Annotated in this window: 21 protein-coding genes and 1 pseudogene; 4 read left to right on the forward strand and 18 right to left on the reverse strand. The window is 26.2% G+C overall.

All coding sequences use genetic code 11. The features are described 5' to 3' along the window. Window positions 1–11: 11 nt before the first annotated feature. The 6 genes from mutS to I1959_RS09920 all read right to left on the reverse strand — a co-directional run bounded on the left by mutS (window position 12) and on the right by I1959_RS09920 (window position 8,153). The gene (gene mutS, locus I1959_RS09895) at window positions 12–3,041 is read right to left on the reverse strand and encodes a DNA mismatch repair protein MutS (protein ID WP_195238168.1); all 3,030 of its coding nucleotides are present in this window, start codon (window positions 3,039–3,041) and stop codon (window positions 12–14) included. A gap of 229 nt (window positions 3,042–3,270) precedes the next feature. Next, complete coding sequence (locus I1959_RS09900; RefSeq protein ID WP_207733573.1) at window positions 3,271–3,837, reverse strand: chromate transporter; 567 nt, start codon at window positions 3,835–3,837, stop codon at window positions 3,271–3,273. Then, window positions 3,834–4,373 carry a chromate transporter gene (locus tag I1959_RS09905; RefSeq protein WP_092925428.1) on the reverse strand — a complete coding sequence of 180 codons (540 nt, stop codon included), beginning with the start codon at window positions 4,371–4,373 and terminating at the stop codon, window positions 3,834–3,836. The genes I1959_RS09900 and I1959_RS09905 overlap by 4 nt, the downstream gene beginning before the upstream one ends. Window positions 4,374–4,511: 138 nt before the next feature. After that, window positions 4,512–6,128, reverse strand: a complete 1,617-nt coding sequence (locus tag I1959_RS09910) for a Na/Pi cotransporter family protein (protein ID WP_092925426.1) — start codon at window positions 6,126–6,128, stop codon at window positions 4,512–4,514. 200 nt (window positions 6,129–6,328) lie between these two features. After that, entirely contained in the window at window positions 6,329–6,982 is a 654-nt protein-coding gene (locus tag I1959_RS09915) for a diphthine--ammonia ligase (RefSeq protein ID WP_195238170.1), read from the reverse strand. A gap of 124 nt (window positions 6,983–7,106) precedes the next feature. After that, on the reverse strand, window positions 7,107–8,153 hold the full coding sequence (locus tag I1959_RS09920) for a hypothetical protein (protein WP_092925422.1): 1,047 nt from the start codon (window positions 8,151–8,153) through the stop codon (window positions 7,107–7,109). A gap of 224 nt (window positions 8,154–8,377) precedes the next feature. Here I1959_RS09920 and I1959_RS09925 point away from each other — a divergent pair, with 224 nt between their 5' ends. Next, complete coding sequence (locus I1959_RS09925; protein ID WP_166505561.1) at window positions 8,378–8,989, forward strand: NUDIX hydrolase; 612 nt, start codon at window positions 8,378–8,380, stop codon at window positions 8,987–8,989. Between the two features lie 121 nt (window positions 8,990–9,110). Here I1959_RS09925 and miaB read toward each other — a convergent pair whose 3' ends face one another. Continuing rightward, window positions 9,111–10,544, reverse strand: coding sequence for a tRNA (N6-isopentenyl adenosine(37)-C2)-methylthiotransferase MiaB (miaB, locus tag I1959_RS09930; protein WP_092925418.1), 1,434 nt, complete (start codon window positions 10,542–10,544; stop codon window positions 9,111–9,113). A gap of 194 nt (window positions 10,545–10,738) precedes the next feature. Between miaB and I1959_RS09935 the strand changes: the two genes are divergently transcribed. Then, window positions 10,739–11,389 (forward strand): DUF421 domain-containing protein, encoded by a 651-nt coding sequence (locus tag I1959_RS09935; RefSeq protein ID WP_092925416.1) that lies wholly within the window; start codon window positions 10,739–10,741, stop codon window positions 11,387–11,389. Between the two features lie 25 nt (window positions 11,390–11,414). Beyond that, window positions 11,415–11,795: a DUF4363 family protein gene (locus tag I1959_RS09940; protein ID WP_092925414.1), complete on the forward strand. Its 381-nt coding sequence runs from the start codon at window positions 11,415–11,417 to the stop codon at window positions 11,793–11,795. A 30-nt stretch (window positions 11,796–11,825) separates the two neighbouring features. Here the strand turns inward: I1959_RS09940 and truA are convergent, their stop codons facing one another. From truA to larE, 8 genes are all read right to left on the reverse strand, one after another. Continuing rightward, window positions 11,826–12,563 (reverse strand): tRNA pseudouridine(38-40) synthase TruA, encoded by a 738-nt coding sequence (truA, locus tag I1959_RS09945; RefSeq protein WP_092925412.1) that lies wholly within the window; start codon window positions 12,561–12,563, stop codon window positions 11,826–11,828. 96 nt (window positions 12,564–12,659) lie between these two features. After that, entirely contained in the window at window positions 12,660–14,129 is a 1,470-nt protein-coding gene (locus I1959_RS09950) for a sensor histidine kinase (protein ID WP_092925410.1), read from the reverse strand. A 2-nt stretch (window positions 14,130–14,131) separates the two neighbouring features. Beyond that, on the reverse strand, window positions 14,132–14,830 hold the full coding sequence (walR, locus tag I1959_RS09955) for a cell wall metabolism DNA-binding response regulator WalR (protein ID WP_092925408.1): 699 nt from the start codon (window positions 14,828–14,830) through the stop codon (window positions 14,132–14,134). A 17-nt stretch (window positions 14,831–14,847) separates the two neighbouring features. Continuing rightward, a complete protein-coding gene (locus tag I1959_RS09960; RefSeq protein ID WP_195238172.1) occupies window positions 14,848–16,251 on the reverse strand; it encodes an FG-GAP repeat domain-containing protein in 1,404 nt (467 codons plus the stop codon). 10 nt (window positions 16,252–16,261) lie between these two features. Further along, the gene (locus I1959_RS09965; protein ID WP_166505565.1) at window positions 16,262–16,885 is read right to left on the reverse strand and encodes an HDIG domain-containing metalloprotein; all 624 of its coding nucleotides are present in this window, start codon (window positions 16,883–16,885) and stop codon (window positions 16,262–16,264) included. A 162-nt stretch (window positions 16,886–17,047) separates the two neighbouring features. Further along, entirely contained in the window at window positions 17,048–17,719 is a 672-nt protein-coding gene (locus I1959_RS09970) for a hypothetical protein (RefSeq protein ID WP_195238174.1), read from the reverse strand. Window positions 17,720–17,779: 60 nt separating this feature from the next. Further along, the gene (locus I1959_RS09975) at window positions 17,780–18,922 is read right to left on the reverse strand and encodes a THUMP domain-containing class I SAM-dependent RNA methyltransferase (protein WP_092925400.1); all 1,143 of its coding nucleotides are present in this window, start codon (window positions 18,920–18,922) and stop codon (window positions 17,780–17,782) included. A 9-nt stretch (window positions 18,923–18,931) separates the two neighbouring features. Beyond that, the gene (gene larE, locus I1959_RS09980; RefSeq protein WP_195238182.1) at window positions 18,932–19,741 is read right to left on the reverse strand and encodes an ATP-dependent sacrificial sulfur transferase LarE; all 810 of its coding nucleotides are present in this window, start codon (window positions 19,739–19,741) and stop codon (window positions 18,932–18,934) included. Between the two features lie 143 nt (window positions 19,742–19,884). Here larE and I1959_RS09985 point away from each other — a divergent pair, with 143 nt between their 5' ends. Beyond that, the gene (locus I1959_RS09985; protein WP_166505568.1) at window positions 19,885–20,115 is read left to right on the forward strand and encodes a hypothetical protein; all 231 of its coding nucleotides are present in this window, start codon (window positions 19,885–19,887) and stop codon (window positions 20,113–20,115) included. Window positions 20,116–20,175: 60 nt separating this feature from the next. Here the strand turns inward: I1959_RS09985 and I1959_RS09990 are convergent, their stop codons facing one another. The 3 genes and pseudogenes from I1959_RS09990 to I1959_RS10000 all read right to left on the reverse strand — a co-directional run bounded on the left by I1959_RS09990 (window position 20,176) and on the right by I1959_RS10000 (window position 22,727). Continuing rightward, complete coding sequence (locus I1959_RS09990) at window positions 20,176–20,880, reverse strand: N-acetylmuramoyl-L-alanine amidase (protein ID WP_195238183.1); 705 nt, start codon at window positions 20,878–20,880, stop codon at window positions 20,176–20,178. 130 nt (window positions 20,881–21,010) lie between these two features. Continuing rightward, window positions 21,011–21,322: pseudogene (locus I1959_RS09995) on the reverse strand (Spx/MgsR family RNA polymerase-binding regulatory protein); the annotation flags it as partial. A 97-nt stretch (window positions 21,323–21,419) separates the two neighbouring features. Beyond that, on the reverse strand, window positions 21,420–22,727 hold the full coding sequence (locus I1959_RS10000; protein ID WP_092925391.1) for a hypothetical protein: 1,308 nt from the start codon (window positions 22,725–22,727) through the stop codon (window positions 21,420–21,422). Between the last annotated feature and the right edge of the window lie 150 nt (window positions 22,728–22,877).

The following is a 22,877-nucleotide window of genomic DNA, read 5'->3' on the forward strand; positions in this document are numbered from 1 at the left end:
TAGTAAGGTAATTATTTAAGTGAATCCTTAGCTTTTCTTTGGAGCATATATATAGTATTCATAGCATCTAGTGGAGTCATATTTAATATGTCTATATTTGCTATTTCATCTAGTAAAGATGTTTGCCCCAGATTATCAAATGATACCTGAGATATTGCAACTTCTTTTACCCTGTTATTACTATTTATTTTTCTATTTAATTCTTCATTTTCCTTATCTAGATTATTATAACTATTTTGTAAAGATATATGGTCTCTATCTAACTCTTCATATTTATACTTTAATATATTATATTCGTCTTCTAATTTATTTACCTCAGTTCTTAATGATTCAAGTTCTAACTCTTTTGAAGAATCTATATTAACCTCTGCTTTACTTAAAGCATTCTCTAATTCTTGAGATATTGCAACTTCTTTTATCATGTTACTACTATTTATTTTTCTATTTAATTCTTCGTTTTCTTTATCTAGATTATTATAACTATTTTGTAAAGATATATAGTCCCTATTTAGCTCTTCATATTTATACTTTAATATATTGTATTTGTCTTCTAATCTACCTATATCAATACTATCACTTAAAACTAAATTCTTTTCATTGTTTATAGTTACACTTTCATACATATGATTTTTTTCTAAATCACTAAGTATTTCTTTAGCTCTAGCTATAACTAAATCTGGTAACTTTGCAAGTTCAGCAACATATATCCCATAACTCTTATCAGCGCCTTGTGGTACTATTTTTCTTAAAAATATTATATTGTCATTATCTTCTTTAACAGCTATAGAATAATTCTTGACATCACTAAACTCATTTTCTAAATCTGTTAATTCATGATAATGTGTTGCAAATAGTGTTTTACATTTTATATTATTTTGAATGTATTCAACTATTGACCAAGCTAAACTTATACCGTCATAAGTACTTGTTCCTCTTCCTATTTCATCAAGTATAACTAAACTTTTTTCTGTAGCATTTTTAAGTATATGAGATACTTCACTCATTTCTACCATAAATGTAGATTGCCCTTGACTTAAATCATCACTAGCACCAACTCTAGTAAATATTCTATCCATTATAGGAATTTCAGCAAACTCTGCTGGTACAAATGAACCAATATGTGCCATTAAAGCTATTATTGCAGTTTGTCTCATATATGTAGACTTACCTGCCATATTTGGCCCTGTTATTATATTTATTATATTTTCACCAGTATTTAAATAAGTATCATTTGGTACGAAGTTTTCTTCTCCTACTAAGTTTTCAACTACAGGGTGACGACCATTTTTTATATCTAGTTTATTGTTGTCACTTATAGTTGGCTTAACGTAGTTGTTAATATATGCCACAGTAGCAAGTGACACAAATACGTCTATATTTGCTATTGTTTTAGCAGTTTTTTGTATTCTATCTATATTTTCATATATGTTATTTCTTATATTTACAAATATCTCATACTCTAAAGACTTTATCTTTTCTTCAGCATTTAATATCTTATCTTCTATTTCTTTAAGTTCTGGAGTTATAAATCTTTCTGCATTACTTAAAGTTTGCTTTCTTATATAGCTCTCATCTATATTAGCAGTAGCTAAGCTAGCTTTAGTTATTTCTATAAAATATCCAAATACCTTGTTAAATCCAATTTTAAGTGATTTAACACCAAGCTTTTCTTTTTCTCTATTTTCAATTTCTTTTATTAAAAATGCTCCATTTTTAGATATATCACGAAGCTCTTTTAATTCATCATTAAACTCAGATTTTATTATGTTTCCTTCTTTTAAATTTATACCTGGGTCTTCTTTTATAGCTTCTTCTATAAGGTTATATATATCATCTAATATATCCATATTAGCTATATATTTTTTAAGTATACTTGCACTAGAATCATTTATAGTTTCTCTAAGCTTTGGAAGATTTTCTATAGAATTTTTAAGGTGTATTAGTTCCTTTGGAGTAACTCTTTCAAAGGCAATTTTCCCACATATTCTTTCTATATCGTATACAGTTTTAAGTATTTCATTTAAATCTTCTCTTAACATAAAATCTTCTTTGATTTCTTCTATAACATCAAGTCTTCTCTTTATACGCTCTTTATTAACTAATGGTTCTTCTACATATTTTCTAAGAAGTCTCCCTCCCATAGCAGTAGATGTTTTGTCTAATACATGTAAAAGTGAACCTTTTTTCTTATTTGCTCTTATAGTTTGAGTAAGTTCTAAGTTTACTCTTGTAAACATGTCTAATACCATATATTCACTACTATTATATATGTTTATATTATTAATATTTGATGTTACTTGCTTTTGAGTGTTGTATATATAGTTAAGTAATATTGATAAAGAAGACTTTATAAGTCCATTATCATCAAAGTTTAATCTTTGAAGGTATGCCTCTGTGAAGTATTCTTTAAGTATTTCAGCATCTAGGTAGTTATTATCAAAGTTTTCATTTATATATATATTACTAACTGTTGCTATGTTTTTTAGTTTCTCTATAAAATCTAAATCATTTAATATAATTTCAGTTGGGTGAACTTTTGCTATTTCTTCTATAACTTTCTCTTCTTTTAAGAAAGTGGCATTTACTTCACCTGTACTTATATCAACATAAGTAAGACCTATATTATCATTGTTTTTATATAAACTCATTAAGTAGTTATTTTTCTTATTTTCAAGTAAGCTTCCATCAAGTACTGTCCCTGGCGTTACTACTCTTATAACATCTCTTTTAACTATTCCCTTAACGCTAGCTGGGTCTTCTAATTGCTCACCTATAGCTACTTTATATCCATTTTCTACTAACTTTGATATATATGCATTTGCAGAATGGAAAGGTACCCCACACATTGGTGCTCTTTCTTCTAATCCGCAAGATTTTCCTGTTAGTGCAATTTCAAGTGTTTTTGAAGCAACTATTGCATCTTCAAAGAACATTTCATAAAAATCTCCTAATCTAAAAAACAATATACAATCAGGATATCTATCTTTAACTTCAAAATATTGTTTCATCATAGGAGTTAGTTTATTTCTGTCTATATTCATATTTGCCTCCTTATGTTTTATGCTAATGTTTATTTTAAGACTTCGTAAGTTTAAATATTTAATCTTTAACTTTAATCTAATTATTTATTATACCATAACTGAAAATTGTTATTAAGTTAATAATAAAAAAGAACTAGCAAAATTTATGTCAGTTCTTTTTTATTAAATCTATTTTAACTCTACAGTTATTGCTTTATCATAAAAAAGATTAGTCAAATTGACTAATCTTTTAAAGCCCTAATATTATTCCGGCTACTGCTCCTATTAAAATAAATATAGCCGGGTGTTTTTTAGATTTTCTAGATAATATAAATATACCTATAGCTAATATTAAAGCTTTGTAGTCAAATATATATAATATATTTTTACTTTCAACAAAATTACTTACAGTTATTATAGATAACTTTAATATTTCAAATAAAGCTACTGCTATAAGTCCAGTTACTGCGGGTCTTAATCCATAAAATATAGATGTAACTATAGTATTTTCTTTAAATTTATTTAAAAAGTTAGCTATTATAATTATTATTATAAATGATGGAAGTACAAGTCCTGTTGTTGCAACTAAAGAACCTATAATACCTTTAGCATTATATCCAGCAAATGTTGCCATATTTATTCCCATAGGCCCTGGTGTTGATTGGCTAACTGCCACCATGTCAGCTAACATTGATTTATCAAACCAATTATATTTACTTGCTATATCACTTAAAAACGGGAGTGTTGCAAGTCCACCACCTACTGCAAATAGTCCAGTTTTAAAAAATTCAAAGAATAACTGTATATATGTAATCATTTTTCATCTCTCCTATATTTAAAGGCTATACCAAATACTGCCGCCCCTACTACTATATAAATAGGAGAAACATAGAAAAATGCACCTAGTATAACGGTTGATAAAAATATTATAGTTCCTATATTATCTTTAACTGAGTTTTTATACAGCTTACAAACTGCATTAAATATCAAAACACTTACTGCTACCCTTATGCCACCTAATGCATGCTGTACAATTTTATAATTAGAAAAATTCTTAAGAGTTGATGCTATTAATATAATTATAACTAGTGATGGGAATACCATTCCTATTGTAGCAAAAGCTGCTCCTAATATACCTTTTGTTTTATATCCTACAAATGTTGCAACATTTATTGCTATTACACCTGGTGTAGCTTGCCCTACTGCGTAGTAATCTAATAGTTCTTCATTTGTAACCCAATTTTTATTATCTACTATTTCTTTTTCTAACATAGGAAGCATTGCATAACCACCTCCAAATGTTAATCCACCGATCCTTGCAAAAGTTTTAAATAAATCAAGTAACTCTTTCATATCGTCTCCTTATTATTTCTACCATATATGTATATATTACTATTTTGTATTGTAAAAATCTATATCTTAAATTTTTAATACAAAATAGTAATATAAATCATAAAAAAACAACCCTATTTTTTAGGGTTGTTTTTTTAATTATTTTGAATGTATAACTCTTTTAGCTATATTAGTTGAATGATCTGCTATTCTTTCTAAATTACTTAATAAATCTAAGTAAACTATACCAGAGTCTATTTTGCATAGATTTTTATTTAATCTTTCCATGTGACTTGATCTAAATGATTTCTCCATACAATCAACTTCTTCTTCTAAGCCTAGTACCTCTTTTGCTAGTTCTTTATTATCTTCTTTCATAGCTTGAAGAGATAATGTATATACTTTTGTAACTTTTTCATAAATATATGCTATTTCATCTTTTGCTTCTTTTGATAAATTAGCATTTGAATTTATAAGATCTTGTGCTAGTTCAGCCATATTTTCAGAATGATCACTAACTCTTTCTATATCATTTACTGTATTAAATAAAAAGTCAACTTGCTCTATTAATTTATCATCTAAAGATTTCTTAGATAATTTCACTAAATAATCTATAAGCTTCTTTTGTAATTGATTTACTATGTCTTCTTTATCAAAAGTTTTTTGAATATCTTCTTGTGAATTTTCTCTAATAGCTTTTATTGAACACTCTAATGTTTCATTGGCTTTTCTTCCCATTCTTAAGGTTTCTTTTACAACATTTCCTAATGCTATTGATGGAGTTTCTAGCATTCGCTCATCTAAAAACTTAGTTGCTCTTTCATCATATTCTTCATCACCATTATCAGGTATAAGCTTCATCACTATCTTAACTATGTACTTAGAAAATGGTAATAATATTATTACATTTATTATATTAAATAAAGTATGAGAGTTTGCTATTTGTCTTGATATATCTGTTGGATCTAAATGTGTAACTATCATACTTATTGGTTTGTTAAGTACTATCATAAATAATATTGTTCCTATTACATTAAATGTTAAGTGCATAACTGCAGCTCTTTTTGCATTTTTGTTAGTTCCTATACTTGATATTAAAGATGTTGTACAACTTCCTATATTATCTCCGTATAATATTGGTAATGCTCCAGAAAGTGGCATTAATCCTTGTGATGCTAACGCTATTAATATTCCCATTGATGCACTTGAACTTTGTAAACAAGTTGTCATAGCAAAACCAGCAAGTAAAGCTATTACTGGATGACTTGCAAGACCTTGCAGCATATTTCTAAATGCTTCAATTTTAGATAAAGGTGCCACAGCCTCTTTCATAAATTCCATACCTATAAATAATATAGCAAAACCTATTAATATTTCTGATATATTTTTTAGATTTGGCTTTGATTTAGATCCTATCATATATAATATAATTCCTACCCCAAGGGCTAATGATGATATTATACTTGCATCAAATGATACTAACTGAGCTGTTACTGTAGTACCTATATTTGCACCCATTATAACACCTATTGCTTGGTATAAACTCATTATACCTGCATTTACAAAACCAACTACCATTACAGTAGTAGCTCCACTACTTTGTATAATTCCTGTAACAACGGCACCAACTAAAACACCCATTACTACATTACTAGTTAAAAGTTCGATAGCTTTTTCAAGCTTAGGTCCAGTAGATTTTTGAAGACCTTCTCCCATTAAGTTCATTCCATATAAGAAAAGTCCTAAACCTCCAATAAGGTTTATGAATATGCTCACTGTCTATTCCTCCTCAGAAAATTATGGTTATTTTTCTTACTTTTTTGTCACCTCTTTATCTTATCAGAATTTTCGACATGTTTTGTTAATTTTATGTTAAATTTTTTACATTTCTTTAACTTTTTAAATATTTTTTATATTTAAATAATCATAAAAAGATATAGTTAAAAACTATATCTTTTTACTTGTACAAAATATAATTATACTAATGATATATCTAATATACCATAGTTATTATCTACGAAATTCTCATTTTGTATGTACTTTATTTTATTTTTAAATATAGGTCCATCAACTACAAAAGTATGATACTCTCCATTTTCTCCACAAGGATCACTTCCTAAATCCTTTATTCTTTTAACTACATCTTTATTTAAAGTTTGTCCTAATAAATCAATTGGTAAATATTTTAAGTTAACTATTTTTATAACAGTTTCAAATCCTTCGTTTATAAATTCATAAACTAAAGCTTCTCTGTCTTCTTGCCAAAGTGGAAGTTCACACTTTATATTAGCTTCACTGCATCTATCTTCACACCATTTTCTGTGATCTACTATATCTATATCCCCAAATACACAAATTTTAGCTCCCATATCCTTGGCTTTTAAAAGTGTTTTTGTAAATTCTTTTTCATAATTATTCATGTCACATTCTACTATTAATAATGGTATATCTAAAGACTTACTTACTTTATATAATAAATCTTTTTTTATACTATGTGTAAATGAACTATCTTTGCCTTTTTTAAAGGTTACAAGTAAACCCACGGGCTCATAACCTCTTTTTATCATTCTATATAATGCTAGAGTACTATCTTTTCCCCCGCTAAATGACATTACAAATTTCTCTCCCATACACGTTCTCCTTTTATCTGATTTTTTATGACACTATATATTAATTATATAAAAAGTCATTTTATGTATCAACTCAAAAGTAAATTTACAAAAATAAAGCCTACAATATATGTAGACTTTATTTTTATTTACTAATATCCTTACCTTTAAATGTTTTGTATGAGTGCATAAATTCTCTTGTGTTAAATATGTACTTTCCTCCTATTTGAGTGTAATAATTATTAGCAGAATCATATATTTCTTTAACTTTTTGTGTAAGGTTTTTATTGTAATATCTAAGTTCTTTGAATTCTTTTTTTAATTTATCTGCTGTCATCCATACTTTATTGGAAGTTATATCTGCTAGTCTTATATTTTCAAATTTTAAAGAGTTTTGTTGTGAATATACATAAAGTTCGGCTAGTATTTCTTGAAGATTTTCATTGGTAAGATCTGCCTTTAACTTTTTATAAATTATAGCTCCCATAGAATCAATACCTTTTTCTTCTAATCTTTCTTGATTTATAAGGGCATTTAATGGTTGCCTTTTTATATATACATAAGATTTCTCTTCTAGTATATATTCACCTCTTACATACTTTGCAGGTCTATATATAACAAGTATTGGAGCATATTGTCCACCTATTTCATGTTCATTTAAATCTATTATCTCATCTCTACTTTTTACCTTATATTCATTAGATATAGTCCCATATCTAGATCTATCTCTAAGGGAATACATATGGGAATCCTCTATATGTTTAATTATTTCATTTATGTATAACTTGTCTACTACACCCATATCGTGTGAATTATTTACATAATTACTTGCTAATTCATCTTTGATAGAATTTATATCATCTACACTTATAGAAAAACATGCACAAAGCTTTTTTAATTTATCTTCTATATTACTTAAATCTATGTCAGTATAAGCAAGTACATCTTCTAATTTTTCTTCACTTTTTAATTTTATAATATCATTTAATATCTGTGTATCGTTTTTAGCACTATTTTTATCAAATAGATATCTATTTATATCAGATTTTAAGTTATTTATACTTGACTGTATTTTTATATAATCACCTAATAGATGTGTATTATTATTTATTATATCTTTTGGTATGCTTATGTATCTTTCATCTTCTTTTACATATATATTTATGTCATTTCTTGTGATGTCTTCTAACATTTTAATCTCCTTACTAATTATAGTTTAAAGTCATATATAATTATAACATGAATTTTATCTTATAGTTAGTTTTTAAATTTAAAAATTAACTAGCTTATATAAGCATATATTTTTAGTTGATGTTTCTATTATTTTACTAATTAGCTATTATTTAAATTGTATTTTGCTATAATTTTTTATAATTCATATTATAATAGTATTATGACATTAACAAGGAGGACTTTATGATTTACAATTTTAAAGAAAAATTTAAAAACTATAAGGCATATATAAACGGACATGAAAATATGAAAAAAGCATCTGTGTTAATTCCAATAGTAAAAAAAGATAATAAGCACTATATCTTATTTGAAGTTAGATCTAAAAATTTAAAAACACAACCTAATGAAATATGTTTCCCTGGTGGTAAAATAGAGCTTGGGGAATTACCTATAGATACGGCTATAAGGGAGACATGTGAAGAGCTTGGAACAACTTATAATAATATTGATATTATTTGTGAATTAGATTTACTAGTTACTCCATCAAACTTAATAATACATCCATTTTTAGGATATATAAATGATATAGATAATTTTAGTATAAATACTTCTGAGGTAGATCACATATTCTTAGTTCCTATATCATATTTACTAGAAAGTGTACCAAATATTTATAATAGCGATGTTAAAACTATACCAAGTTCAGATTTTCCATTTGATAAAATTCCTAATAAAGAAAATTATAAATTTGATACAGGTAATTATTCTGTTTTATTTTATTCTTATAAAAATTATACAATTTGGGGTATAACAGCAAAAATACTAGAAAACTTTTTATCTATAATATCTAATTAGAAGTGTTAATTACTTCCTTAATAATTAAAAATTTTATTAATTCTTATATACATCTAGTTAATATTCTATATTTTAAATAAAAAGGTATCTCTTGAAATTACACAAGAGATACCTTTTTTATTTATTTTATTTTTCCTACTAATGAGAAGTTAGTAGCACTAGTTATATCAACCATTACTAACTTTCCTATTAAATCTTCATCCTCTTTAGCTTCAAAGTTTACTAACTTATTTTGTCTTGTTCTTCCTGTAAACTTATTATCATCAGTTTTACTTTTTCCTTCAACTAAAACTTCAACAGTTTTACCTACATAACTTTTATTTATTTGAGCAACTATTTCATTAACTTTGTCTAGTACTCTATTAAATCTTTCGTGTTTTACATCTTCTGGTATTTGATCTTCCATCTTAGCTGCTGGAGTTCCTTCTCTCTTTGAATATATAAATGTAAATGCTGAGTCATATCTTACTTTTTCAACTACATCTATAGTATCTAATACATCTTCTTCTGTTTCACCTGGGAATCCTATCATTAAATCAGTAGAAAATGCTATATCTGGTATTTCTTTTTTAGCTTTTTCTATAATTTCTAAATAATATTCCTTAGTATAGTGTCTATTCATCTTTTTAAGTAAAGTTGAACTTCCACATTGAACTGGTAAGTGTAAAAATTCACATACTTTGTCACAATCTCTTATAGCATATATAACTTCATCAGATATATCTTTAGGATGAGAAGTCATAAATCTGATTCTTTCTATTCCCTCTATTTCATTTACCATTCTAAGCAACTTATCAAAGCTTATTGGTTCTTCTAGTGTTTTTCCATATGAATCAACATTTTGCCCAAGTAATGTAACCTCTTTTGTCCCATTAGCTACCAATTCTTTTATTTCAGATATTATATCTTCAGGCTTTCTACTTCTTTCTCTACCTCTAGTGTATGGTACTATACAGTAAGTACAGAAGTTATTGCAACCATACATTATATTTACAAAAGCTTTAAGTTCAAATTTTCTATTGCTTCTTAAACCTTCTACAACTTCACCATCAACATCCCATACATCAACTAACATAGTATTTTCATCCATTGACTTAACTAATAATTCAGGGAATTTGTATAGATTATGTGTTCCAAATACTAAATCAACATGTCTATATTTTGACTTTAATTCTTTAACAACATGAGGTTGTTGCATCATACATCCACAAACTGCTATTTTTAAATTAGGATTTTTTCTTTTTTGACCTTTTAACTGACCTAAATTACCATATACCTTTAATTCTGCATTTTCTCTAACCGCACAAGTATTGTATATTATTAAATCACATTCTCCAGCAGTCAATCCTTTTTCATACCCCATAGCTTCAAGCATAGCACATAGTTTTTCAGAATCATGTTCATTCATTTGACATCCAAATGTTTGTATCAAATATCTAGGTTTTGCTTGATGTATTGCATAATATCTAGTGTTTTGTTCTTTTATTGCATCTATAAACTTATCTTGTTCTTTTATTTTTTCTATAGGAACTTCTATTTGTTTTCTTTTGCTCATCTATTTCATCTCCTCAGTAATTTTAAATAAACTACACATTTATATTAATATTTATTTATTTTCAAACAAATTTACTAAACCATATTATATCAAATTTATAAATTATTTTAAAGATATTAAATTTAAGTTTTATGTATCATAATTTATAAATAAGGGTAAAATAACTTATCATATAATGTGAAAGGAAAATAATTATGGTGTTAGTATTGGTAAGAAGTATTTTACTTTATATGGTTGTTTTAATATCTTTGAGAATTATGGGAAAAGGCGAAATAGCAGAAATGAATACATTTGATTTAGTAATAACTCTTTTAATAGCAGAAGTTGCTGCATTGCCTATGGAAAACAATAATATACCTTTAATTAATGGTATAGCTTCTGTTACAGGCCTTACGCTTATTCAAATAGTTGTTTCTTATATAACTTTAAAAAATAGAAAAGTTAGAACTTTTTTATGCGGGGCTCCATCTATTTTAATAAATAAAGGCAAAATAGATTATAAGGAATTAGAAAAACAAAGAGTTACAATAGATGAACTTCTTGAACAACTTAGAATTGAAGGGTATTTTAAGGTTTGTGATGTTCAATATGCAATACTTGAAACAGATGGCAATTTAAGTATATTACCTTCACCATCATACAAAGATATCCCTACAAAATGCTTTGAACATCTTCCTATGTCTCTTATAATAGATGGTTATATTATAGATAAAAATCTTAGAATTATTGGAAAAGATAAAAAATGGCTATATGAAATATTAAGTAAAAAAAATATAAAAAATAAAAAAGATATCTTATTATTAAGTATTGATGAAAATGATAAGGTATTTATACAAACAAGATAAATTGATAGATATGAGGTGAAATTTATTGAAGGCTTTAATATGTTCACTTATTTGGACAGTTTTATTTTTATTATTTAGTTTTTATTCTCTTGATAAATTTGATGATTTTGCTAAATTATACACTGAAAAAGCTGAATCAATAGAACTTCATATAAAGGATGGTGATTGGGATAGTGCTAAAAAAGCTTTAGATGAATATGACACAAGCTTTAATGAAAGTAAGGATTCTTGGTATAAAGTATTTAATCATGAGTATTTTGGAGAAGTATCTTTATATTTAGATATTCTTCAAGGTTCTATTTGTGCTAAAGATAAAGGTATGTCACTTGAACAGATACAAAGAATAAAAAATGCATTACATAATATAATAGAAAATGAACAGTTTGACTTAAATCATATATTCTAATAGATGGGATTTCTCCCATCTATTTTAGTATTAATATGTAACTTTATATAAGCAAAGTCCTTTAGCTGGTGCCGTATCAGATGATTTAGATCTGTCTTTATTTTCTAGCATTATTTTTATGTCTTGTGGAGTTTTTCTTTTAGACCCAACATCTATTAATGCTCCCGCTATTATCCTTACCATATTATATAAAAATCCATTACCTTGAACATATATATCAATCATATTATTATTTTCATTTATTACTATTGAATGTATTTCTCTAACATTTGATTTTTTCTTAGATTTAGAAGAAGCAAAACTAGTAAAATCATGCTCCCCAACTAAATATTCACTTGCCTCTCTCATTAAATCTATATTTAGTTTTTTTTCTATATGAGTAGTATATCTTCTAGTAAATGGGTCATGATATTTATTATTATCTATTTTATATAAATAAGTTTTTGACTTAACATTATATCTACTATGAAATCTTTCTTCAACTTCTTCTAGTTCAGTTATAACTATATCTTCCGGTAGATAATTATATAGATAATCTTGCATTTTTTTTAAACTTAACTCAGAATTTGTCTTAAAATTAGCAACCTGTCCTCTTGCATGAACTCCCATATCAGTTCTTCCAGATCCTATTATTTCTATATGTTCGTTAGTCATTTTACTAAGAACATCTTCTATCTTTCCTTGTATTGTCATATCATTATCTTTTAATCTTTGAAACCCCTTATATCTTGAGCCATCATATTTTATTGTCATTTTTATATTTCTCATTTTGTTCCTCTTTTCATTAATTTATAATCCTTAATTATATAAAAATAGGATATACTTTATCTAAGTATATCCTATTTTTATGATATTTAATACTATTTAATAATCTATAGATTCTAAAAGTTTATTTTTTACAACTATCGTCATAGTTGTTCCAACACCTTTTTCACTATCTAGATTCATATACCCACCATGAAGTTTTACAATTTCATTACTTATTGCAAGCCCTAAACCACTACCTGCTTTGTTATAATCTTCTTGGAAGAATTTATCTAGTACTTTATCTAAATTTTCTGTTTCTATACCACAACCATTATCGGTAACTTTTATTGTTGTATACTCCTCATTTTGAGATACTATAAGCTTTACAAATCCATTGTTATCTGTAAACTTGATAGAATTTTGTATTAAATTTATTAAAACTTGTCTTAGTCTATCTTTATCTCCTTGTATAGGTTCAAAATAATCTCCTATAAATTCTACAGATAAATCTATATTTTTTTCACTGGATTTAACTTTCAACTGATTAACAACACCTACTGATAATTTCCTTATATCTACTAAATCTATTTTTAATTTTATTCTATCAGATGCAAGGCGAGAAAAATCAAGTAATTCTGTAACTAACTTTATAAGTCTTTCTGTTTCATCTTGTATAATACCTAAACCTAGATCTAACTCTTCTTTGCCTATACCTTCATAAGAAAGTGTCTCACTCCATCCTTTTATAGATGTAAGAGGAGTTCTAAGTTCATGAGATATAGATGATATAAATTCTTCTTTTAACTTTTCACTTTTGTCTATTTCCTCTGCCATATGTATGAAAGTTTCTGCTAAATCACCTATTTCATCATCTGATATATTAACATTTTTAAGTTTTATACTGTAGTTTCCATGTGCTAGTTCATTTGCAAATTGTTTTAATTCTCTAAGAGGCTGTATAAGAGTTTCTGCAAATCTAAGACTTAAAGATATCGCTATTAGCAATATGCAAATTCCTGCTAATACTAATCCAAGTATTACTCTAAATATAGTTGAATCTATCTCTTCTAAAGAAATAGTATATCTTACTACACCTTCTATTATATTGTTAGTCTTAAGAGGAACAGATATACTCATAACATGCTCCCCCGTTTCAGGAATTTTATATACATATGGAGTCAAATTATTCTCATCTTTTAAAGCTCTACTTATATCTTCTCCATTTACATCTACGTTAGTTTTAAATCCATATTGATCTATAATCATCTTTGAGTTTTTATCTATAATTGAAATAGCAAATTTTGAATCACTACTTGAGTGCTCTTTTTGTAATATAGCATTTATTTTGTTTTCTTTTTGTAGTATAGCATTTACTTTATTTTCAAAGCTATCAGCTTCATTTACTATGTTATTATTATATTGTCTATTTATATTATTTGCTTCACTTTTTAAAATTTGACTTACATAATCATAATAGTAGTTTTGTACATAAAACATAAAAAGACCTTCAAATAATATAACAGTTATAATTATTATGGTAAAATAATTTTTTATTATCTTCTTTCTTAAGCCTTCAAAATGTAACAATATCATTCTTCCTTTCTAAAACAGTATCCATAACCCCAAACTGTTTGTATATATTTAGGCTTAGATGGGTCTTCTTCTATTTTATTTCTTATTCTTCTTATGTTTACATCTACAATTTTAAAATCATATAAATAATTAGTTCCCCACACTTCATTAAGTATTTGATCTCTACTTAATGATTGATTTGAATTTTTCATTAAGTATTTAACTATTGAAAATTCAGTAGGTGTAAGTTCTATTTCTTCATTATCTTTGAATAATTTTCTTTTATCTAAATTTAATACAAATGAATCTGATACTATCTCATTTCCCTTTGATAAATTTTCGTCTTTTTTAACTCTTCTTAAAAGTGCTGATACTCTTACTAATAGTTCTTTTATACTAAAAGGCTTCACCATGTAATCATCTGCACCTGATATAAATCCTTCGATTTTATCATCTTCCTGCGCTTTAGCTGTAAGCATTATTACACCTACCTGATCAAAGTTTTGTCTAATAAACTTACATACTTCTATACCACTTATATCTGGAAGCATAACATCTAAAAGAGCTAGCTTTATATCTGGTTCTTTGCTTATTTTTTCTAATGCTTCTTGTCCTGTTCCTGCTTCTATTATTTCATATCCTTCCCTTTTTAGGTTTATACTAACAAAACTTCTTATTCCTATTTCATCTTCTAATATTAATATTTTTTCCTTCATATTAAACCTCCCAATAATTAATATATAAGTGAGAAATACTCTTTCAATGCCTCTTCATTTATTTTTAATTTTTTTAATTGTTCTAAGTTGTTTATATATAATGTAAAAGTATAATCGTTATTTTCACCAAGTGTTATTGACGATTGATTGACATTCTTTTTATTTTCATCAATTATATTTTTATTAACAACAGCTATTGTAAATAATTCTTTAGGTTTTGTTTCTAGTATATCATAATAATAGAATTTAAATAATACATCACTACTTTGCTCTTGATAATCTTGTTCTATATAGAACTTGTTTACTAGTTCATTAGGTATTAAAAGGCTAAATTTATATTGATAATTATAATATATCTGAATTGTAAATAATAATGATGAATCTTCTAGATTTTCTTTTCCATTCCATCTATACCAGCTTATAGTTGCTGAGGTTTTTGAAGTATATATATTTCCACTTCCATTTACTATAGGTATATCTATAACCTTATCATTGTTTATATCCTCTACTGGTATGTAGTATGGCTTCATTATACTTTTATCGTCATCTTTAAATGCTTTTTTTAATTTACCATCTTTTAAGTACAATATCTGTGTTATATAGTTATCATTTTTAAGTATAGGCATATCAAGTACTATGCCTTTATGTTCAATTGTTTTACCCTTTTTATTTTCAGTTGATATAGTGCCTAATGTTATATATGAATTATTCAGACTTTTTATATTATCAAACTCAACATAGTTAACAAGCTTAAGGCCTTTATCAAAGTTAGCTAAACTTGCATATGCTTTATTAGTCTTTTGATTAAAATGTAGCATTAATATATCTAACTTATCATCTCCATCAATATATCCAATTTTTACTTTCATATCTAAAAGATTTTTACTATCTTCTAACCATGTAGGATCTAATGTGTATACTTTTTTTACTTCATCATCAATAAAATTATATATATACATATTAGTTTTTCCCTCTGATTTTATAAGAAGTACTATTTCTTTTTTTCCATCATTATTTAAATCATAAAAATTAGCATATTGTATTTCTTCACCTTCTTGAAGTGAATAAGCTTTTTCTTTATTTGTATATGTACCATCAGGATTCTTAGTTAATACAATAAATCCTACTTCATCTTTTTTATCATCTTGGCTTTCTTTCTTTTGAAATACTACTAATTCCTTTTCTCCATCATTATCTAAATCTACCTCATTTATTTTTGCTGCTTCTTTTGAATTGTTTGGCTGTAACAAAGATGTTTGTTTTGTTAGTAATTTTTTTATACCTTTATATAAATCTGATTCATTTTGATTATATAAAGGCTTATCTTTAATAAGCTCTTCAGGAGATTCTGAAGTTATACTACATCCAGTTGTTAAAAATACAATTAAGCTAGCCCCAATTAATAACTTAAAAAATTTCATCTAAAACCTCCTATCCTTTGTATGTTTTAAAATATTGTTTAAACTTTTCTATTCTTTCCTTTTCATTATTTATAGTCTCTAAACTTAAATTTCCTCTTCCTAATCTATCACAAAAAGATAATAATGCTATCTCTTTATATTTTACATCATTTATCATATTTTGTGGATTAAAAAAAGGAAGATTTTTATCATAAAATAATGGTTGCATGTGATATCTTATCATTTTAGATACACTTTCATTAAATTTTTTGTCATTACTTACCATATCTAAAAAATTTTTACCAATTTTTTCTCCTTCTATATCATGATTATAGGATGTTATTTTGCCCCTTCTAATTTTTGTCGTTGTAAGTTTTCCTAGATCATGAAGTAAAGCTGACCACATAAATACTCTTTCATTTTCTGAAAGTTTTTTTACTTCACTAGCTTTATCAACTACTAATAGTATATGATTTAATACATTTCCTTCTGGATGATATTTTAGATTTTGTTCTACCTTCTCTAAATTTTTTATCATTTCAAATGGCTCTTTATCAAATTCTCCATTTTCAATTAACCTTCTTATATCTTTAGAAGGTTTATTACTTTTAAGTAATATTTCATCTACCTTATTAAATATCTCTTTACTAGTCATATTTTTTCTCCTTATTTTTTAAATAAAAAATTCACTTCGCCTAAGCAACGTGTTGGCAAACATCTTTATAATACCTTAATATATAAAAAAAGCTTAGAATAACTAAGCTTTTTTATTTTATCACTATTTATTTTTTTTTATTTATATATGATTTTAACAGCTTTATTTTTTTGGAAACTTTTCTTCTGACCAAACTATATTTTCAAATTTATTGCTGCTTTCTTCACTTTCCACTACATTATCTTCATTAGATGGCTCTTCTTGTATAGTTCTAAATCCTACTGAATCATCTGCTTCAATTTCATAATATCCGTCAGAATTAATTTCATTACTAAGTTGATTTTCATCTACATATATATTACTTTCATCACTTAAAGGTTTTACTTTTTTTCCTTTTTGATTTGAAGACTTTTTACTTTTGACTTTTTTATGGCTAACTTCTTCTTTTGGTTTTATCTTATTATTTTTAGAAGGTTTCTTAGTTGCTGACTTATTACTTTTTTGATTTTTACTCTTTTTGCTAGGATTATTGCTATTTTTGCTCTTTTCTTCTACTTGTTTACTATTTTTTTCCTCTACCTGTGCTAAATCTTTTTCTTCTTGATGTTTCTTAGAGTTTTTTGGTTTAGATTTTTTGCTTCCTAGGCCTAAATTTACCTTTAACTTATTTGATTTTTTTGACTTAACATCTTTTTCTAACTCATCATTATTTTTTCTTTCTTCAGTAAGGAAATCATTAAGTATGACTTCATTTAAATCCTCTTCATATTTAGGTGCCTTAATTGTTTTTTCTTTAGGTGATTTTTTTCGATTTTTACTATTAACTCTAAACATAAATACACCCCCTAAAATACTCTTTATATTATATATAGTATATTAGAGGGTTAAATATTACTATTTTCTAGGTGGTTTTGGACCTATATATTGATATAAGTTTGTTTTTAACATTCCATTGTATAACTTTCTCTTTTTATCAGCTTGTTTTCCAAACTCTTTTTCAAATTCATCATAAGAAGTTATTAAATAATATGACCAATTTCTAAGTCTAAAGAAGGCCTTTCCTAAATTTCTATATAGCATTTGGACACTTTCTTTGTCTTCAAGTCTTTCTCCATAAGGTGGATTTGTTATTATAAACCCATACTCTTCATCACTTTTAAATTTAGTTGCATCTAAAACATTAAATTCTATATATTTATCAACTCCAGCTATTTCTGCATTTTCTTTAGCTATTTCTATAGTTTCTTCATCTATATCATATCCATATATTTTAAAATCTACATCTTCATTTATTTTCTCATAGGCATCTTTTCTAACATCCCACCATATTTTTTTATCTATAGTTCTCCACTTTTCAGATATAAACTCACGATTCATACCTGGTGCCATATTTATAGCTTTCATAGCTGCTTCTATAAGCATAGTCCCCGAACCACACATAGGATCAACCAATATTCTACCTGGTTTCCAAGGTGTTAAATCAACTATACCAGCAGCTAAAGTTTCTCTTATAGGTGCTTTGTTAGCTCTTTCTCTATATCCTCTTTTATGAAGAGCATCTCCTGTTGTATCTATGTAAAGAGTTACTATATCTTTATGTATAAATACATATATAGGATATTTTTCTTTACATTCTTTTAGTAGTCCTCTTTCCATATACTTAGCTTTTAAACTATCTACTATAGCTTTTTTTACTATTGATTGTATATGTGTAGTACTATATAACTTTGACTTTATAGATGATGCTTTTGATACTGGAAATTCAGCTTCATAAGGAATGTATCTTGACCAATCTATTCTCTTAGTATTTTCAAATAATTCGTCAAAAGTTTTAGCTTCAAATTCAGCAATTTTAAGGTGTACTCTTTCTGCACATCTTAACCACATATTAGCTTTAGCGATACCATCTTCTCCAGTTTTATAAGTTACTCTACCATCTTCTGTTTTTACTATTTCAAAACCTAGTTCTTTTATTTCTCTTGCTAGCATTTTTTCCATACCAAAAAAGCATGGTGATACTAATGTATAACTTTTCATACGTCCTCCTTAGTTGCTTATATCTTTATTCATACTACCCATTTCATATCCATTCATATCTAGGGTAACATATTCAAATCCAAATTCTTTAAATTTATTACTAGTGTTTTTAAGTACTTCTTTAATAAAAAACTTATCTATCTCATCAAATCCAACTTCAATTCTAGCAATATTTTCATGTATTCTTACTCTAAACTGATTAAATCCTAAATCTGCTAAATATTGCTCGCTCATTTCTATTTTTGTAAGAAGTTCTTTAGTAATTCTTGTATTGTATGGGACTCTAGTTGCAAGACATGCAAAAGCCGGCTTATTATATGTTTTTAGTCCCATTTCTTTCGATAATACTCTTATATCTTTTTTAGTTAAATTGCACTCTTTTAATGGACTTATAATATTTAATTCCTCTAGTGCTTTTAGCCCTGGCCTATAATCACCTAAATCATCTATATTTGTTCCATCTAGTACATACTCTATATTATTATCTTTTGCTATCTTTTTAATAGTATTAAACACATATTTTTTACAATGATAGCATCTATCTTTTTTATTTTCGATAAACTCATCTAATTCTAAATTATCTATATCTATAACTAGGTGCTTAACACCAAATTCATTTGCGTACTTTTTTGCTTCGTTTATTTCCTTTTCACTATGCATCATAGCATTTAAAGTTATAGCCACTACTTTTTCACCTAATACATCTTTAGCTACTTTAAGTAAAAAATTACTATCTACTCCTCCAGAATAAGCTATAGCTACATTGTCTAATTTAGCTAATATATTTTTTAATTTTTCTAGCTTATCATTTAATTCCACAAATACACCTCTCCCTTATTTAATAAATTAATTATATATAATGTTATAATATAAAGCAAACTTTAATTTCTCTTTACTTTAAAATTGAGTTTTTTATATATTTATTGTAATATTAAAATAGTAAAGGGGGAGGGATGACTATTATGAATTATTATGACATCTTACAAAATTTTCTTAGATGTAACAAAAACATAAAGTTAAAATTTAAAGAGGATAAAAAAACATTAGATATATGTAACTATAATAACACTATACTTTCTTTAGAGTTACAAAATAGCGACATGAAACTTAATGCTAAAGTAATTTACGAAAGTATTATTAATTTAGATAATTTAACTATATATATTCCTAAAATATATGTAAAAGAAAACTAGAATATAATTAATTTATCCCAGAGTAATATTTCTCTGGGATTTTATTAATTAATCTATTACTTATTCCTTCTTGTATATAACTATAAAAGCATCATTAAATCCTTTTTCTTTTAACTCTTCTATTCTTTTTTCAGCATTCAATCTATTATTATATGAGCCACATACTACCCTATATAAAGTATCCCTATTATCTATAGGTGTTATAGGTTTATTAACATCATTGTCAACTGGAGTATACGTTATATTTAAATATCTACATATGCCTCTTGCTATCCCATCTGCTAATGCTTCTTGCTTTTGAGTAAGAATTTTGTAATCTTCCTGATTATCTATAAAAGCAAGCTCTATAAGACATGCTCTCATATTAGTATTTCTTATTACATAAAAATTAGCAGTCTTTACTCCTCTATTTTTAGTATATGCTTTGTTTTTTAGCAATTCTTCATGTATATAATTTGCTAAATCCTTAGTTGATGATGTATGAGAGTACGTCTCTATACCGTTAGCTGTGCCATTAAATGAATTACAATGAATAGATACAAAACAGTCTGCACCCCAACTATTTGCATCACTAACTCTATCTTCTAAAGATATTGTTTTATCTTCAGACCTACTTAACCTTACTTCTATTCCTTGTTTCTTTAATAATTTCTCTACCTTTTTAGATACTTCTATATTTATATTTTTTTCATATAGATTATTAATACCAATAGCTCCACTATCATTTCCACCATGACCTGGATCTATATATACCTTTTTTACCATAATTAATTCTCCTTTTATAGTACTTAAGCTATAGTAAATAGCCCTATACATTATATGATTTAGGTATATAATTTGACATTATTTTTAATACAAAAAGCCGTGTTATAAATTATACAACACAGCTTTTGTTTTATAGTAATTTTTCTTTCCATTCCTCTTCTTTAAAACCTACCACAACATGTTTTCCATCAAATGCTATAGGCCTTTTTATAAGCATTCCATCGCTAGATAATATATCTAGTAATTTATCATCATTCTCAGTTTTAACTACATCTTTAAGCCCTAGCTCTCTATATTTTACACCACTAGTATTAAAGAATTTTTTTAATTCATATCCACTTAGTTCATACATTTTTTTTAATTCTTCTTTAGTTGGAGGATTTTTAACTATTTCAATATCCTCAAATTCTAAGTTATTTTCCTTAAGCCAAGCCTTGGCTTTTCTTACAGTCGATCATTTTGAATATCCATATAATTTTATCATTTGTCTCACCCTTTTAGTTAACATTTTATTTTATATTTACCCAACAGCTATACTTTTAATCAAACTTATTCCATGGAACTACTTCTACTTCCCCAAACCATCTTTCATTTAGTCTATTAGAAAATTCTCCTTTATATCCTATAAAAGATAATACTATTAGTTCTAAATACTTTGTCCCTATTTGTATTATATTCCACATATCCTCAACACTAAGATTTGCTCTATTATCTCTTCTGCTTGGATGCACTATTTTATTTCTAAAGTATATTACTAGATCTACCCCATCATCAAATCTTGTTTTAGTCCAATCATCAAATAGATCTAATTCTTCCATTCCATATGGGATTTTACATATATCTAGTACCATTTTTATATTTTTAGCTGCACTATTTAAGTCAAATTCATCATCATTAAGTATTTGTTCTTGCTCTACAAGTATCATATAAGATAGTGCTTCTAATGCAATTTGAATTGATATTATATTATTTTCTATTGTTATCTCACCTAATGATTCTATATACCAATCTATTACATTTTTTATAACTTGTCCACAATATCCATCTTCTAGTTTTTTGCACATTAAAGACATATACTTTTCTATATTATGGTGATTTGATATAGTATCTGTCCAAGTTGGTACAAACTTAAATGGAGTTACTATGTTTTCTCTCCATAACCTATAGACATTGTTATTTCCTTGATACCCTTTAGCTAAGCATATTCCAATATGCCTTCCACACATAAAGCTAAGTGCTATTGATATCCTATCTAAAAAATCTATTATATTATTAGTTTTAAATTGTTTTTTATCTTTTCTTTGAACTCTCCCTATATGAGTTATTATACTACCAGATTTAGATTTTAGTTTTTCATTTAATTCTTTTCTATAATCATACCTTTTATCTATTGTAACTACAAAGTCATTAATTTCAAATTGAATTCTACCTGCGAACAACTTATCCACGTGTTTTATAAGTGTTCCCGGAAATTTATCTAAGTTTATTATATGAAAATCTATATAATCTACATATGCATTTTTTGACTTTATATAGCTATCATTTGTATATCCTTCTATATTAAAATCATTTATCGAATTTATACTTATCGAAATTGGCTTATATCCATAAATTTCAAGTATTGCATTATCATAATCTAAATCTAAGTCTATATCTTCATCATATGCAGAAAGTATTTGTGCTTTAAAGTTTATAGATACTGGAGGAGTCATTTTATAATACACTATTCCGCTACATTTATATTTTTTATCTAAATAAATACAAAATCTACCTTGATATATGATTATATCTTCATCTATTTTGTATCTTAAGTATTCTGAAGATATAGCACTGTTTATTTCTTTCATAATGTTTTCCTCCTTCCATGCAGTACTTCTTGATTATATCATAAATAATAAACTTTAGCTAAGATTTAAATTAATCGTTGTTATATCAATGTATATAACTATCTATTATACTAATTATCTTTTTCATTTTAACTTAAATTGATTTTATAT

This window comes from Romboutsia sp. 1001285H_161024_C4 (genome assembly GCF_015550185.1).
Lineage (GTDB): Bacteria > Bacillota > Clostridia > Peptostreptococcales > Peptostreptococcaceae > Romboutsia_C > Romboutsia_C hominis.

Coding starts and splice junctions, on each gene's coding strand:
- mutS (WP_195238168.1), bottom strand. CDS start 3,041: ATGAATATAGACAGAAATAAACTAACTCCTATGATGAAACAATATTTT.
- I1959_RS09900 (WP_207733573.1), bottom strand. CDS start 3,837: ATGATTACATATATACAGTTATTCTTTGAATTTTTTAAAACTGGACTA.
- I1959_RS09905 (WP_092925428.1), bottom strand. CDS start 4,373: ATGAAAGAGTTACTTGATTTATTTAAAACTTTTGCAAGGATCGGTGGA.
- I1959_RS09915 (WP_195238170.1), bottom strand. CDS start 6,982: ATGGGAGAGAAATTTGTAATGTCATTTAGCGGGGGAAAAGATAGTACT.
- I1959_RS09920 (WP_092925422.1), bottom strand. CDS start 8,153: ATGTTAGAAGACATCACAAGAAATGACATAAATATATATGTAAAAGAA.
- I1959_RS09925 (WP_166505561.1), top strand. CDS start 8,378: ATGATTTACAATTTTAAAGAAAAATTTAAAAACTATAAGGCATATATA.
- miaB (WP_092925418.1), bottom strand. CDS start 10,544: ATGAGCAAAAGAAAACAAATAGAAGTTCCTATAGAAAAAATAAAAGAA.
- I1959_RS09935 (WP_092925416.1), top strand. CDS start 10,739: ATGGTGTTAGTATTGGTAAGAAGTATTTTACTTTATATGGTTGTTTTA.
- truA (WP_092925412.1), bottom strand. CDS start 12,563: ATGAGAAATATAAAAATGACAATAAAATATGATGGCTCAAGATATAAG.
- walR (WP_092925408.1), bottom strand. CDS start 14,830: ATGAAGGAAAAAATATTAATATTAGAAGATGAAATAGGAATAAGAAGT.
- I1959_RS09960 (WP_195238172.1), bottom strand. CDS start 16,251: ATGAAATTTTTTAAGTTATTAATTGGGGCTAGCTTAATTGTATTTTTA.
- I1959_RS09965 (WP_166505565.1), bottom strand. CDS start 16,885: ATGACTAGTAAAGAGATATTTAATAAGGTAGATGAAATATTACTTAAA.
- I1959_RS09970 (WP_195238174.1), bottom strand. CDS start 17,719: ATGTTTAGAGTTAATAGTAAAAATCGAAAAAAATCACCTAAAGAAAAA.
- I1959_RS09975 (WP_092925400.1), bottom strand. CDS start 18,922: ATGAAAAGTTATACATTAGTATCACCATGCTTTTTTGGTATGGAAAAA.
- I1959_RS09985 (WP_166505568.1), top strand. CDS start 19,885: ATGAATTATTATGACATCTTACAAAATTTTCTTAGATGTAACAAAAAC.
- I1959_RS09990 (WP_195238183.1), bottom strand. CDS start 20,880: ATGGTAAAAAAGGTATATATAGATCCAGGTCATGGTGGAAATGATAGT.
- I1959_RS10000 (WP_092925391.1), bottom strand. CDS start 22,727: ATGAAAGAAATAAACAGTGCTATATCTTCAGAATACTTAAGATACAAA.